At 37.8% G+C, this 13646-nt stretch carries 18 protein-coding genes; 12 read left to right on the top strand and 6 right to left on the bottom strand.

What is annotated here, in order from left to right:
• Positions 1-67 precede the first annotated feature (67 nt).
• The 3 genes from glpX to WAZ07_RS08615 all read left to right on the top strand — a co-directional run bounded on the left by glpX (position 68) and on the right by WAZ07_RS08615 (position 2193).
• The gene (gene glpX, locus WAZ07_RS08625) at positions 68-1039 is read left to right on the top strand and encodes a class II fructose-bisphosphatase (RefSeq protein ID WP_090918389.1); all 972 of its coding nucleotides are present in this window, start codon (positions 68-70) and stop codon (positions 1037-1039) included.
• A 15-nt stretch (positions 1040-1054) separates the two neighbouring features.
• The gene (locus WAZ07_RS08620; RefSeq protein WP_020063086.1) at positions 1055-1321 is read left to right on the top strand and encodes a DUF3055 domain-containing protein; all 267 of its coding nucleotides are present in this window, start codon (positions 1055-1057) and stop codon (positions 1319-1321) included.
• A 371-nt stretch (positions 1322-1692) separates the two neighbouring features.
• Complete coding sequence (locus tag WAZ07_RS08615) at positions 1693-2193, top strand: cytoplasmic protein (protein WP_090918385.1); 501 nt, start codon at positions 1693-1695, stop codon at positions 2191-2193.
• 57 nt (positions 2194-2250) lie between these two features.
• Here WAZ07_RS08615 and WAZ07_RS08610 read toward each other — a convergent pair whose 3' ends face one another.
• Entirely contained in the window at positions 2251-2553 is a 303-nt protein-coding gene (locus WAZ07_RS08610) for a YutD family protein (RefSeq protein WP_090918383.1), read from the bottom strand.
• Positions 2554-2856: 303 nt separating this feature from the next.
• On the opposite strand from WAZ07_RS08610, the gene WAZ07_RS08605 reads away from it, so the two are divergent.
• The 5 genes from WAZ07_RS08605 to WAZ07_RS08585 all read left to right on the top strand — a co-directional run bounded on the left by WAZ07_RS08605 (position 2857) and on the right by WAZ07_RS08585 (position 6307).
• Complete coding sequence (locus tag WAZ07_RS08605; protein WP_336472083.1) at positions 2857-3429, top strand: YhcN/YlaJ family sporulation lipoprotein; 573 nt, start codon at positions 2857-2859, stop codon at positions 3427-3429.
• A gap of 110 nt (positions 3430-3539) precedes the next feature.
• Positions 3540-4316, top strand: coding sequence for a YhfC family intramembrane metalloprotease (locus WAZ07_RS08600; protein ID WP_336472082.1), 777 nt, complete (start codon positions 3540-3542; stop codon positions 4314-4316).
• A gap of 183 nt (positions 4317-4499) precedes the next feature.
• Positions 4500-5066, top strand: coding sequence for a histidine phosphatase family protein (locus WAZ07_RS08595; RefSeq protein WP_336472081.1), 567 nt, complete (start codon positions 4500-4502; stop codon positions 5064-5066).
• A 58-nt stretch (positions 5067-5124) separates the two neighbouring features.
• Positions 5125-5817: a GNAT family N-acetyltransferase gene (locus tag WAZ07_RS08590; protein WP_413788877.1), complete on the top strand. Its 693-nt coding sequence runs from the start codon at positions 5125-5127 to the stop codon at positions 5815-5817.
• A gap of 22 nt (positions 5818-5839) precedes the next feature.
• Complete coding sequence (locus tag WAZ07_RS08585) at positions 5840-6307, top strand: YbaK/EbsC family protein (RefSeq protein ID WP_336472080.1); 468 nt, start codon at positions 5840-5842, stop codon at positions 6305-6307.
• 29 nt (positions 6308-6336) lie between these two features.
• Here WAZ07_RS08585 and WAZ07_RS08580 read toward each other — a convergent pair whose 3' ends face one another.
• Positions 6337-6669 (bottom strand): DMT family transporter, encoded by a 333-nt coding sequence (locus WAZ07_RS08580; RefSeq protein ID WP_336472079.1) that lies wholly within the window; start codon positions 6667-6669, stop codon positions 6337-6339.
• Positions 6670-6749: 80 nt separating this feature from the next.
• A complete protein-coding gene (lipA, locus tag WAZ07_RS08575; protein ID WP_020063094.1) occupies positions 6750-7646 on the bottom strand; it encodes a lipoyl synthase in 897 nt (298 codons plus the stop codon).
• A gap of 189 nt (positions 7647-7835) precedes the next feature.
• Here lipA and WAZ07_RS08570 point away from each other — a divergent pair, with 189 nt between their 5' ends.
• Entirely contained in the window at positions 7836-8825 is a 990-nt protein-coding gene (locus tag WAZ07_RS08570) for a M23 family metallopeptidase (RefSeq protein WP_336472078.1), read from the top strand.
• Positions 8826-8854: 29 nt separating this feature from the next.
• On the opposite strand, the gene yunB is transcribed toward WAZ07_RS08570, so the two are convergent.
• The 3 genes from yunB to WAZ07_RS08555 all read right to left on the bottom strand — a co-directional run bounded on the left by yunB (position 8855) and on the right by WAZ07_RS08555 (position 11419).
• Complete coding sequence (gene yunB / locus WAZ07_RS08565; RefSeq protein ID WP_336472077.1) at positions 8855-9592, bottom strand: sporulation protein YunB; 738 nt, start codon at positions 9590-9592, stop codon at positions 8855-8857.
• Positions 9593-9644: 52 nt separating this feature from the next.
• Positions 9645-9947 carry a YunC family protein gene (locus WAZ07_RS08560; protein ID WP_090918366.1) on the bottom strand — a complete coding sequence of 101 codons (303 nt, stop codon included), beginning with the start codon at positions 9945-9947 and terminating at the stop codon, positions 9645-9647.
• A gap of 80 nt (positions 9948-10027) precedes the next feature.
• Positions 10028-11419, bottom strand: a complete 1392-nt coding sequence (locus tag WAZ07_RS08555) for a bifunctional metallophosphatase/5'-nucleotidase (protein WP_336472113.1) — start codon at positions 11417-11419, stop codon at positions 10028-10030.
• A 241-nt stretch (positions 11420-11660) separates the two neighbouring features.
• Here WAZ07_RS08555 and WAZ07_RS08550 point away from each other — a divergent pair, with 241 nt between their 5' ends.
• The 3 genes from WAZ07_RS08550 to WAZ07_RS08540 are packed head-to-tail and all read left to right on the top strand — an operon-like array spanning position 11661 to position 13502.
• Complete coding sequence (locus WAZ07_RS08550) at positions 11661-12032, top strand: GntR family transcriptional regulator (RefSeq protein WP_251227648.1); 372 nt, start codon at positions 11661-11663, stop codon at positions 12030-12032.
• Between the two features lie 5 nt (positions 12033-12037).
• Entirely contained in the window at positions 12038-12904 is an 867-nt protein-coding gene (locus WAZ07_RS08545) for an ABC transporter ATP-binding protein (RefSeq protein WP_336472076.1), read from the top strand.
• Positions 12897-13502 (top strand): ABC-2 transporter permease, encoded by a 606-nt coding sequence (locus WAZ07_RS08540; RefSeq protein WP_336472075.1) that lies wholly within the window; start codon positions 12897-12899, stop codon positions 13500-13502. The genes WAZ07_RS08545 and WAZ07_RS08540 overlap by 8 nt, the downstream gene beginning before the upstream one ends.
• Positions 13503-13646 lie beyond the last annotated feature (144 nt).

Below are 13646 nucleotides of genomic sequence, written 5' to 3'. Positions count from 1 at the left end.
TTCACCTTTTTCCGGTTCTTTGTTATAGTTATATTTGTATGATTTTCGGAATTGGAGGAATGTCACAATGGAACGTGAACTCGCATTAGAAATTGTCCGTGTAACAGAAGCAGCAGCCCTTGCATCAGCACAATGGATGGGCCGCGGGAAGAAAAATGAGGCAGATGACGCTGCAACAACTGCAATGCGTACAATGTTTGACTCTGTTAACATGGCAGGTACTGTTGTGATTGGCGAAGGGGAACTTGATGAAGCACCGATGCTTTACATTGGGGAAAAGCTCGGAACAGGAAACGGTCCAGAAGTAGACATTGCCGTTGACCCGTTAGAAGGAACAAATATCGTAGCGAAAGGTCTTGCAAACGCAATGGCTGTTATCGCTGTCGCTGATAAAGGAAACCTTCTACATGCTCCTGATATGTATATGGAAAAAATCGCGGTTGGTCCAAATGCAGCTGGTAAAATTAGCTTAGATGATCCTATTGAAAAAACAATTGAAATTGTAGCAGAAGCAAACAATAAAAAAATTCGTGACTTAACAGTTATCATCCAAGAACGTGAACGTCATCAAGAAATTATTAACCGTGTTCGGGCAAAAGGTGCACGCGTAAAATTATTTGGTGATGGTGATGTTGGTGCATCTATCGCAACAGCTCTTCCAGGCACAGGAATCGACTTATTTATCGGTACCGGCGGTGCCCCAGAAGGCGTTATTTCTGCCGCTGCGCTGAAATGTCTTGGCGGAGAGATGCAAGCACGTCTCGTTCCAATGAATGAAGAAGAAGCAGCACGCTGCCTTGCAATGGGTTTAGAAAACCCACGTCAACTGCTAATGCTAGATGATTTAGTATCCGGTGATGATGCAATTTTCTCAGCAACAGGTGTATCTGCTGGCGAGTTATTAGACGGTGTGAAATTCCTTGGCGGCGATTTAGCTGAAACATATTCGATCGTTATGCGTTATAAAACAAGAACAGTGCGCTTTATTAAAACGCACCACCATTTAGATCATAAACCACACTTAAATTTAGATATTTAAAAAGGAGTCATGTTCATGGAAGAACGTTTTTTTCTTTACGATGACACAGTAGAAACAAAAACGCGTTTCGTAAGCTTTATGGGAGAAAACGAGCGCCACGATTTAGCGCTTTTGTACTCCGATCGTCATTATGGCAAAACAATCGTCCTTGATATGCAGCGCAATAAATTTGCAATTATCGGTCGTGACGATTTAGAAGAACCTGGCTACTTAGAACATGCATTTTCGATTTCTGAAGAAAACGCAGAAGAATTACGCTCATTTTTATTTGAACTGATGTAATCCAAATCACCGGCTTGTAATAGAGCTGGTGATTTTTCCATGTTATTTGTTTTGAATTTTCAGTTTAATGTGTTATACTAACGACAAATCTATTTGGATAGAAAGGATGTCACACTACGTATGCCAACATTTACTTTGTAATGGATCAGCAACTGGATAGCATTACTCTCAAAAAAGCACAACGCTTTTTTCAAGGGAGTAGTCTGCCCAATTCCCATTACAAAGGAACGTAGCACATCTGCAGTATGATTGTTACGAAGGTTCCTCACAAGGGAACCTTCTTTTATTTTTCTCTTTTTTCTATATTTCATACCGCAAGACATCCAAATAGATGTCTCACGTTCCTTTATCTAAATACGAGGTGAAGGAAAATGCAGAACGTACAACTTTTTTGGAACTTATATAAAACGGAATTAGAGACAACTGTTGAAAAACATTGTAAAAATTGTGGTCACACAGCTCTTTTTACTGATACGCACATTCGCAGGCATAACGCGAACGGTAAAAACATTTACCGTTTTGCAATTTACAAATGTGCAAAAGGACATACGTGGAATAAAAAGTTACACATTTATAAAACGCATTCTGAGCACGTGGAAACAGTCGACACCTTTCAAGAAGAAAGACAAGAAACACTAAACAACATTTCAATTACGCCCTATCAAAATGGGGGAACAACTGAACTAACCATTCTCTTAGAATCCGTGCACGGAGTGTTTCGCATCGATAAAGTATTGGCAACCTATATTTCAGAATGGAGCCGTACAGTAATTACAGAAAAAATTAAAGATGGAGCTATTCAACTAAACGGTCAACAAATTAAACCAAATGCCAAACTTGCAGCTGGTGACTGTATTTCTATATATATGTAATTTGAATCATATCGAAAAGTAGAAGGAGCTGACTTTTTAAAAGCCAGCTCCTTCTTTTTACTTCTTCACTTTTCTCAGTACAAAGTACGAACACCCAAAATTACAATACTCATATAAATACTCAGATAACGTACTAATTTTTGTATCATACGTTGCACGCTGGTTACTATCATCAAAAAAGCCGCGCAAACGAAGCTGATCATAGCCCCAATCGCCCACAATGTAATCATATTTATTTAAAATTTCTGCATAACGAGCTTTAAATGCTTCTTCATTAAATCCATTTCGGTTCTCTTCTATTACTTCATAGTGGATATTATTCACATGAACTGTAGTGCGAATCTCCTGTTTTTGCTCCATCTTCCAATCCCTTTCCTATTCTTTCTTCTTTTTATCGTATCATAAAGCCTTAAAACCAACAATTTCAAATACAAAAAACCTTCTCAGTGGGAAATGCTATAAAGTGAAACTTCCTTTTGGAATGCTCTTCTCCAAAAGGTTAGTTGAACTAATCGGGCTCTTATGGGCAGTTAACACTTCTTTGCTTTTTCTAACTATTACTGCCCGTTAGAGCGGGGTAAAGTGAAACTTCCTTTTGGAACGCTCTTCTCCAAAAGGTTAGTTGAACCAATCGTGTTTACATCAAATAAGGAGAAAACAATCATGAAAAAACAACTGCTCTTATCCCTTCTCACTCTTTCCATCTGTGCTGGATGTCAAACAAAGAAAGCGGAAATGAAACGTGAAGAAGGAAGCCGTGTACTCGTGTCAGAACATAAAGACTTATACGGGAAGGACGTACCAAACCGAATGCTAACACGGGTTGGCTATTCTCATAAACAAAAAGATGAAGTATCCAATCGCCCAGTTGGTACCATTAACAAGGAACGATTAGCTGAAATGATTACAGATTTAACCGTCAAACTACCAGATGTCATGAACGCCGCAACACTTGTAACCGATGACGAAGTGTTTATTGTCTACCGAGCAAACACAACAGACCCAGCTTTAGTTGCTGATCAAGTACAAAAAACAGCACTGTCTATCGTTCCCCGCTATTACAAAGCATATGTATCAACAGAACAAAAATTAGTATCACAAATTCAAGGACTCAAGTCAGGCACATTAAACGATAAAGAATATGCTCAAACACTTGATATGCTTAAACGTGAAATGAGCAAAAACCCGCACTTAAATAATACACAAACGGATACAATGCCTAATACACTGAAGTAAAGTATTGCCGAATCAAATAACCTGGGAAGATAATCTCAGGTTATTCCCTAAACATTTCACCGTTTTTCAGGCATAATATAGAATATATATATTAGAAAGTGGTGAAATTTATGGTTTCAAATGCAGCAATTGGAAGTATAATCGTCCAAATCATTATCTGTGTTCTTATTCCGATTAGTGCTCTCATTTATTTTCGGAAAAAGTATAAAATCTCTTTCAAAATTGTCGGTGTCGGAATTGTATTTTTTATCGGATTCTCACAAATTTTAGAGAAAACGTTACATGTATTTATATTGGGGAATCCAGCGACAGCTCCACTGTTAAAAAATTCGTTTATCTATGCCATATATGGTGGATTAACAGCTGGCATTTTTGAAGAACTTGGACGTTTTATTGCCTTTTACTTTCTACTCAAAAAGTACCAGGAATATAAAGATGGTCTCGCTTACGGAATTGGTCACGGGGGAATTGAATCATTATTAATCGGAGCAACTACTGGAGCTCAAACCCTTGTATTCGCTTTTGCAATTAATAACGGTACCTTCGCCCAAATGATTGAGAAAGTACCACAACTCAGCTCTGTCCAAGACGCATTAGTACATAATCCGCCTTACCTCTATTTATTTGGTGGCGTAGAGCGACTCGTTGCTTTTATTATGCAAATCGCTCTTACATTGCTTGTCTTATACGGGGTAAAGCAGAAAAAGTACATGTTTGTAGGATTAGCAGTATTCCTTCATGCGTTTACTGACTTTTTTGCAGCACTTTACCAACGCGGGCAAATCAGTTTGTTCGTAATCGAGGGACTTATGATACTGTTTGGTATCGGTGCTTACATGATTATTCGTAACATCAAAACAAAATTTACATTAGAACATGCAAGCTAAGCCGGCTCGGCTTAGCTTTTTATTTTGTAAGAAACCTCACCCAACTTCCCAATAATTAGAAAAAAGAGGATTTCTCACTCTATTTGTCGAAGTACGTACAAATTCGTCTATATAAAGTGAAACGAACGGAGCACATACCAGCAGTTAACTATTACTTCCTGTTAAAGAAAAGAGGAATGAATTATGAAGAAATTAATTGTTGTCCGCCATTGCATGGCAACTGGACAAGAACATGATGCCCCGCTTACAGCAATAGGCGAGCAACAATCAAAAGATCTTGCCAATTTTCTCATTACAAAACGACTTCCTATCGAAAATATTATCTCTAGTCCCTTTACTCGTGCTGTTCAATCCATTACACCTTACACGTCACATATGCAGCTCCCTATTCAAGAGGATGCACGGTTAACTGAGCGTATACTGAGCGGCGCCCCAATGAGTAATTGGCTACAAATGCTAGAGCAAACATTTACAGACATAGATATCACTTTTCCTGGCGGAGAATCTACACGCCAAGCGACGGAGAGAGTCCGATCACTTATCCACAGCATATTACAAGATGATACACAAAAAGTAACACTGCTCGTTACACACGGTAACTTATTCACACTTATTTTAAGAATGTTTGACGAAAACATCGGTTTTTCCACATGGAAAAGCTTAAGTAACCCAGACGTATACGAAATTATAATCGAACATGATGCAGTAACTATCCACAGATTATGGGAGATACATTGTGAAACGAATTAACGTAACTACTGATAATTTAGAATCAGAACATATTTGCTGCGCTATATCTGACAAGAGAATGGCACGCGGAGTCCAGCAAAAGAAAGCATGGCTACAAAAACGAATAGAAGAAGGACTTGTCTTCAAAAAGCTAGATGTAAACGGAAAAGTATTTATTGAATACCTTCCAGCTGAATCCGCCTGGGTACCTATTATAGCTCCAGGATATTTTTGTATAAACTGCTTTTGGGTTTCTGGGCGCTTTAAGGGAAAAGGACACGGCGCGGCATTATTAGACGAATGTATACAAAATGCAAAAATCAATGGTAAACACGGTGTTGTTGTTATTTCAAGCAAAAAGAAGCGCCCGTATTTATCAGATGGCAGCTATTTAAAGAAAAAAGGATTCGAAGTTTGTGATACAGCACCACCTTACTTTGAACTCCTTGTGTATAAGTTTGATGCCGAGGCACCTATCCCGCAATTTCATACGAGCGCAAAAGAAATGCATGCTGAAACTCAAGAAGGATTGGTTGTGTATTACACAGATCAATGTCCTTTTACCGATTATTATGTCCACCAAGAACTGAAAGAAATTGAGCAAGAATACGACATTTCTGTTCAGCGCAATAAAATTTCAACCCGAGAAGCTGCTCAAACTGCGCCGTGTGCCTTTACAACATATAGCGCTTTTTATAATGGGCAATTCATTACACATGAAATTATAAACAAAAAGAAATTCGAAAAACTGTGGAAAACATTCAAAAAGTGAAACGAAAGGAGCTTGCATTCCGATGTACGAAGAAGTCATCTCGTTACTACATAAAACGAATGTTTTATATGAAAAGTTTGAACATGAACCTATTTTAGATTACGAAACAGATCGGCTCATTCGAGAACGCCTTGGCTTAGAAGGCGAACCAAGTAAAAGCCTCTTTATGAAAACAAAATCTGGGGCTCACTATGTCTTTTTTACATTAGAAGGAACTCGCCTCGATATGAAGCAAATGAAAGACATCATCGGTACACGCGTATCACTTTGTTCACCTGATGAACTAAGAGAGAAGACTGGATGCATTCCAGGTTGTGTTGCTCCGTTTGGTTATACACAGGATGTAACGATTATTGTGGATTCTTCTATTTATCAACACGAAAAAATATTAATTTCACCTGGTGTCCCTGAATTTACGATTTCGTTATCCACAGAAGAATTACGAAAGATTTTATCCACATGTGGAAATATTGTATTAGAATATGAATGAAACAAGAGCTGAAAATTCCAGCTCTCGTTTCATCCATGTGCACCCGACCCCGACATATTTAATACAACTACTCCGCCAATAATGAGCACTAAACCAACGAGTGTTTGCCATGTAAAAGCATCCTTCCAAATAAGAACACCAATTACTGCCGTTAACGCTGTACCAACTCCGGACCAAATCGCATAAGCAGTGCTAATTTGAAGATGCTGCAATGTTTGTGATAAAAAATAAAAGGCAGATGCAAAGCCAAGAACAACCCCGATACTTGACCATACTTTCGTAAAGCCATCTGACAACTTCAGCATCGTTGTTCCAAAGACTTCACTCACAATTGCAAACGCTAATAAAATAAACCCTTTCATGAATTCCTTCCTTTCTATTCAAGTACATCTTTCTCGAAAAAAAATCCCTCTTAGCTAAGTTACTAAGAAGGATCTCCTCATTATTTTGCTGCTACTGTATTCTCTTTTGCAGATTGTACTTGCTCATCAGCATGGTAAGAAGAACGCACAAGTGGACCAGCCTCACAGTGACTAAATCCTTTGCTAAGTGCAATTTCTTTTAGCTCTGCAAATTCTGCTGGTGTGTAATATTTAATAACCGGTAAATGCTTTTTAGACGGCTGTAAATATTGACCAAGCGTTAAAATGTTAACGTTGTTTGCACGCAGGTCATCCATTGCTTCGATAATATCTTCTGTTGTTTCACCAAGCCCAAGCATGATACTTGATTTTGTCGGAATGTCTGGCTGCATTTCTTTTGCACGACGTAAAAATTCTAATGAACGATCATATTTTGCTCTTGCGCGAACTCGGTCAGATAATCGACGCACTGTTTCAATGTTATGGTTTAAAATATCAGGACGTGCATCCATTAACATTTTTAAATTCTCTTCTACCCCACCCATATCAGATGGTAAAACTTCAATAGACGTAAATGGACTTTTGCGACGAACAGCACGCACTGTTTCCGCAAAAACTTCCGCTCCTCCGTCTTTCAAATCATCACGTGCAACCGCTGTTATAACAACATGTTTTAAGTTCATTTGATACACGGAATCCGCTACGCGTTCCGGCTCTTGTAAATCAAGCTCTGTTGGTAAGCCTGTTTTAACAGCACAGAAGCGACATGCACGTGTACAAACTGCACCTAAAATCATAAATGTTGCTGTTTTACGAACAGCCCAGCATTCGTGAATATTCGGACACTTCGCCTCTTCACAAACGGTATGAAGATTCTTAGAACGCATCATTTTCTTTAAGCCTGTATAGTTTTCATTTGTATTTAATTTAATTTTTAACCATTCGGGCTTGCGCTTATATTCTGTTTGTTTTGTCATGTTCATCAACTCCGCACAATATGAAATAGTTTACCGTGTTCACTTCTTTCAATGTAACATATCTATTCTATCGCATGAAAGCGATTTGCTCAAATGAAGATTGCAAGAATTCTTTCCAATTATTACTTATAATGAAATATCGTGTATATCTCACACTAAAGGTAGTGATTCGGAAAGGAGCTTACTGCCGTGCATCGAAAACTTTTCCTTCTGCTTTTTATTTATTTTCTTCTTCAGACCAATATTGTGTACGGGGAAGAAAACAAGCAAGATATATATAAGAAGCGAATGACATTATATAAAGAAATGGAAACCGTCTCTCTTATTCCATGGTACTACTTTGCTGCCATTGATCAATACGAACGAAATATTCGTTCCGTACGCCGAGATATTCCGAAAAAGCCAGATGCCACTATCTCGATTTATTTCAAACCAGAAGTATGGTCCGGGCCAGCAAATTCAGACCTCCATGATACAAGACCGTACACAATTTCCTTATTTGGAGGCATAGGGTTAGACGGAAATAACGATGGATTGGCAGACCCAAATAATGAAAAAGATGTTCTCTATACAATGGCTACCATATTAGGAAAACGTGGGGCAAATCGTGAACAGCTAAAAATTATGCTGTGGGAGTATTATCAGCGGGCAAAAACAGTAGAGTTAATATTAGGGTATGCCCGTATGTACAAACATTACAATCGAATTGATTTAGAGGGAAATGCCTTTCCTCTGCCCATTCACAGCAGCCATAGCTACCGTAGTACATTTGGTGCGAAACGAAGCTTTGGTGGACGTCGTATGCATGAGGGAACAGATATTTTCGCCGGGCACGGTGTACCTGTTCGTTCTACTTGCTATGGCATTATTGAAACGAAAGGATGGAATCGCCTTGGCGGCTGGCGCATCGGTATTCGTGATTTATACAACAACTACCATTACTACGCACATCTGGGGGGATTTTCAAAAGAAATACAGCTTAGACAAATCGTTGAACCTGGAACTGTCCTTGGATTTGTCGGCAGCACTGGCTACGGCCCTCCTGGGACAGCTGGTAAATTCCCGCCTCATTTACATTTTGGATTGTATAAAGATAACGGCTATACGGAGTGGGCATTTGATCCGTACATGCATTTAAGTTTATGGGAACGAAAAGAAAGAATGAATTCAAAAAAATAACAGAAATTATTGTAAAAAAGCGGCTCGTTTCAGTTAGCCGCTTTTTTCTCGTTCTTTTCTGGTACAACAACTCCGCCGCTTCCATAATAACCGGGCACCTCACCTTGAACAATGCGCGTGGCTATTGGAATATCTTGCTTCACAGTTACTTCTTTTGTATGAAACGGAATAATAACCTGAAGCGCCACTTCAATTTCCATCACAATTTTAATCGCCGTATTGTTAATTCCTTGCTGCTCAAAATCTTGTTTAATATTTGTGGATACATGACCAATTGTTGTAAACGTAATCGGAATATCTGGTCCTATATTACCGAGCAATGCATTATCCGTAATTCTTCCGAGAGGAACAGATAGTGCCGCTCCGTCATCTTCTGATAATCCTAACGCCTTCGTATCTCCTTTTTCAACCAGGTGTAAATATTCTTCTATGTATGTTGTTGTCGTTGTTAAAATTTCATTAACTGCTTCTGTATTTAAATCCATTGTAGAAACTTTTCCGTTCTTATCAGTTTGCACTTTCATTAATGAATCAACGTTGATGCCTTGCGCAACCCTATCTTTCACTGCCTTCGTCATCACAACTGTGGCAGTCCGCTTCGTTTGCATTTCTGCATATTTCATTAACGTTGGCCGAATGCTTTTATTCACAAGCCATAAGCCTTGTAAGGTAAGAAAAATAAAAATAGCAAATGAAATAAGCAATACGTAACGAAATGGCAATGGCCCTTTCCGAAACCGAGAAGTTCGGGGACGAAACGCACGCATAACAAAATCCCTCCTTCTTACACATGTATATGCAAAAAAGAGGGACGATATATTAAATCATTTTCACCAATGCTTCTTTTCCAATTGTACCAGTTGTAATTCCTAATCTTTCTGCCTCAATCGTAACCGATTCAAGCGGTGCTTCTAACAACTGCTCAATTGTCCTAACCCCAACGGCACGCCCCGCAAGGATACCGCGATCGCTTAACTTTTCATTTAACAAAGCAACATCCAGCGCCCCGCACATAATATATCCTTTATCGCTCATAACAGCTAACAGATTTGTTTTCGGAAGCTGTACACTCACTGCTATAAACGTGTGTTCATTTATTATAATTGGTTCTACATTAACCATAGTTCACACTCCTCTCTCTTTATCTGTATGAAAAGAGAAAAACGAATGTGAATACAAAAAGCCTACTGCAATGCAGCAGGCTATAATTTTACAGATGAAGCATATGTCAGTAATGTATTTGTTAAAACATCACGAAGTAGTTCCGGCATATAGTATTCTTTTTCTGATACAACAGCAAGCTCTGGATACAAATAGCCAAATGTGAACATATCGATCGTCCCTACTGTGTAAATTCGTTCTAGATCTAATGATTCTCCGTTGATAATGACATCTTCGAGTAATGTTTTATTACCCGGAATCGTATCCGGGACAACTTCAACGCCCGCATATATCATTTTCCCCATGACTTTTCCGCGAAATCCTAACCCTTTTACTTCAAGCTGCTCCATGTTTGGACGACGCGCTTTCAAAATCACATCTCGCAAGGTTTTTCCTTTCATCTGCAAGCGACATGGGTTAATTGGATGTGGACAAATGCGATGAATATCTCCTCGTGTAACTACACCTTCTTGCAGTCCTTCAAGTAATACACCCGCATTTACCATACCGATTTCAGCATCGCACCATTCTTTGAGAGACTCGGCAAGCATATGAGCCAATTTCGTTTCTTGAAACCAATTCATTTCTAACGATTCTTTTAAAGTTACAACAGGCTCCGTCATGATGAGATTACTATCTTGTTCAAGCTCTTCTAATAAAGCATGCCGCTCTCCATATGCTCCTAATCGTTTCGTGCTAATTGCCCGTCCATCTTTTTTCATCACTTTCTTTGTCTCTAAATCCACCGTAATTTGGACATGTCCAACATAATGCCCCCACTTCTCCCCGCAGCAAAGAAGCGTTCCATTCACCAATACACCACGCTCAAATAAATGATGAGTATGTGCACCTAAAATAACATCTAGATCGTAATGCTCTGCCATATATTCATCTGCATTTTTCCCTAAATGAGATAAGACAACAATGACATCTACCTGCGAGCGCACCTCTTCTAAAATCGTTTCCAAATGTAGAAATGGATCTTCAATATGCCAATCTAACTTCGCATAAAAATCAGGATATGCAACTGTTAAACCAATGAACGCAACGGTAATTCCGTTATCAAGCGTTTGCAGTACATATGGTTTTACCCACTTCGGACGCGTTTGATCTTTTTTAAATAAATTGGCAACGAGCACTTCAAAATTTGCATCGTCATATAGATGATCCAACTGCTCGTTAGCAAGTGTAATCCCTTCATTGTTCCCAATCGTTACATAATCGTACAACGCTTCGTTTAATAGCTGCACATTTCCTTTTCCACTCGTTGCCTCAGAAATCATATGAAATCGATCAACATGATCGCCAATATCTAATGTAAAAACCGCTTCACCAGTAGCAAGACGACGCTTTTTCTCTTCTAACACAAAACGCGAAATCTGCGGCCAATTTTCAAAATGACTATGTATATCATTCGTATGATAAAGATGAATTGTTACTTCTTGCAGAGAAAAAACCTCCTCTCAATTCCCTACTTCTTGTTTACGCTATATGTAAGCTTGAATCCTGTAAATACTTTTCGTCTTTTCTTGCTATTTTACATTGTACTCTCATTGAAGGAAAAAGCAAAAATTTCTCCTTAAAAATTTTCTGAAAAAACGTTGCATTTTTAATACAAAATATATATATTGTATATAAAGTGTATATACAATATGAATACCAAGAGGGATTTGCATGCAAATAATTATTTCAAACAGTTCTAAGGAACCGATTTACGAACAAATTACCAACCAAATAAAATCACTAATTTTGAGTGGTGATTTAAAAGAGGGATCGCCACTCCCATCAATGCGCCAGCTTGCAAAAGATTTACAAGTCAGTATCATTACGACAAAGCGCGCGTATGAAGAGTTAGAAAAAGCAGGCTTTATTTATTCGATTGTAGGTAAGGGCTCTTTTGTTGCTGAACAAAATTTAGATGTAGTACGTGAGAAAAAATTAAAAGTTATTGAAGAACAGTTAGTGTCTGTCATTACTAATAGTAAGGAAATTGGGCTACCCTTAACGGAACTCCGAGAATTATTAACTATTTTATATGAGGAGTAAAATGTATGGAGAATATAGTAGAGCTACACAATGTTAGTAAAACATTTCAAGGTTTTTCGATAGAGCAATTAAATTTACAAATTAAAAAAGGATTTGTAACAGGCTTCATTGGCGCAAATGGTGCAGGGAAGTCGACAACCATTAAAATGATAATGAACTTATTAAAACCAGATGCGGGTGAAGTTGAAATTTTTGGCTTAGACTATGCAACGCACGAAAAGGAAATTAAAGAGCGCATCGGTTTTGTTTTTGATAGTAACGTATTTTATGAAGGCTTAAATCTAAAAGATATTAAGCGAATAGTCGCACCCGCTTATAAAAATTGGGACGAAACGATATTTAAACAGTATGTAGAACAGTTTGAACTGCCAATGAATAAAGCGATTAAAGCTTTTTCAAAAGGTATGCAGATGAAGGCTTCACTAGCGCTTGCGCTATCACATCATGCCGAGTTGATTATTATGGATGAGCCAACAGCAGGTTTAGACCCAATATTTAGACGTGATTTACTCAATTTACTGCATGAATTAATGCTTGATGGCAATCGTACAATATTCTTCTCTACACATATTACGACAGATTTAGATCGCATCGCTGATTTTATTGCCTTTCTAAAAAGGGGGAAATTAATCTTTAATCAATCGATTCATGAGGTAGGGGAAAACTATGCTCTAGTAAAAGGTAGTACGGATTTATTAGACCGCGATACAGAAAAAGCCTTTGTAGATATTCATCGTGCACCGACTGGCTTTGAGGCATTAACGAATAATGTAGCTGAAGTTGAACTAATTTTTGGTAATGAGGTTATAATTGAACGCGCCTCATTAGAAGATATTATGTATTACTCGAAAGGAGTAGGGCATCATGCTTAATTTAATCAAGCGCGATTTAATTTTACAAAAGAAACAATTGCTAGTTTATTTAGGCTGTATCGTCTTTTTTATTGTGATGAACACGCACCCTATTTTAATATTTACGATTACAAGTATTTTTATTCCTTTTAATACACATGCCTATGACGAAAAGACCGAAACAAATATTTTATTAAATTCTTTACCATATACCCGTAAGGAAATTGTCGCTTCACGTTATATTGGGACAATTGTTTACATGCTATTGGCGATTGCTGTAACAAGTGCAATGCTTATCATCTTCCAAAAGTCATTTACTGTAGAGCATATTGTAATGGGCAATGCATTATTTTTGCTATTTGCAGCCATTACATTTCCACTATTTTATCAGTTTAAACAAAATCATATGTCTTCCATTGTGATGGTTTCATTTCTAGTATTAGCACATTTTGGTCCAGCCGCTGTACAATTTCTTGTAACAAAGTTTAGTACAGTTACCGATGCTATTTTCAGCTTATCTGTCTCTGCATTGTATACCATAGCTACGGTTATTATTGTATGTATTTATATCATTTCATGGGGAGTATCATTAATTATTTATCAACGTAAAGCATTTTAATTTTAAATTTTCCGTATTATAAAACATAAAATTTAACAGGCTATCCTTGTTAAAAGAGAAAAATCCGGTGAGATTTCATCGGATTTTATTTATGTACGAAAGTTAATTTCAAAATATTTTTTGTATAACATATCTAATATCAGT

Source organism: Bacillus bruguierae (assembly GCF_037104725.1).
Classification (GTDB): domain Bacteria; phylum Bacillota; class Bacilli; order Bacillales; family Bacillaceae_G; genus Bacillus_A; species Bacillus_A bruguierae.
This window is presented reverse-complemented; position numbering and strand designations above follow the sequence as displayed.